Consider the following 552-nt stretch of genomic DNA (forward strand, 5'->3'; position numbering starts at 1 on the left):
CACGGAAAACGCATGAACATCCGCGTCACGAAAGGCTTCCCAGCACGGTCGCCAGGTACTCTTGGTCCATCGCGCACATCATTCGCTTGCGTTGAATACCGGCTTTAAAACTCTTCTCTTGCTTTAATAAATTCAGAACCATTTGCCTTATTCGTGCAAAAACTTCAGCTCGGTCATCGACTCTTATTCGACATGCATCTTCTCTTAATCCAACATCGAGCTGCCAGTGCATTGATTCAATTAACCAGTGCGAGCGAGTGGCATCATGAAGCTCTTTCGCTGTCAGTGCTTTTGAACTTATATAATAGCGCACTGAAATATCGGATTCTTCGGCGTGTTTGCCTTCTTGTCGAACACTCGCCATGATGCCCATCGTTTTTAGTTCAGGCCAATCATAAGCCAAATCACCTAATACACTTAAATCGGTATTAATCAGTGCACATCGTGTTTCTAAACGCCCATGCGATTTCTCTTGTGATGCGTAGCTATCACCATCAAATTTTTGAAGCATTGCCGGGCGGTAATAATTATCAAACGCTTTATCTAATTTGC

Annotated in this window: 1 protein-coding gene; it reads right to left on the reverse strand. The window is 43.8% G+C overall.

Translation table 11 applies throughout. The features are described 5' to 3' along the window. Positions 1-25: 25 nt before the first annotated feature. The coding region (locus EHW56_RS15255; protein ID WP_152799255.1) for an ISAs1 family transposase at positions 26-552 on the reverse strand (527 nt) is incomplete at its 5' end.

This window comes from Salinivibrio sp. VGrn1 (genome assembly GCF_009377995.1).
Taxonomy (GTDB): Bacteria; Pseudomonadota; Gammaproteobacteria; order Enterobacterales; family Vibrionaceae; genus Salinivibrio; species Salinivibrio siamensis.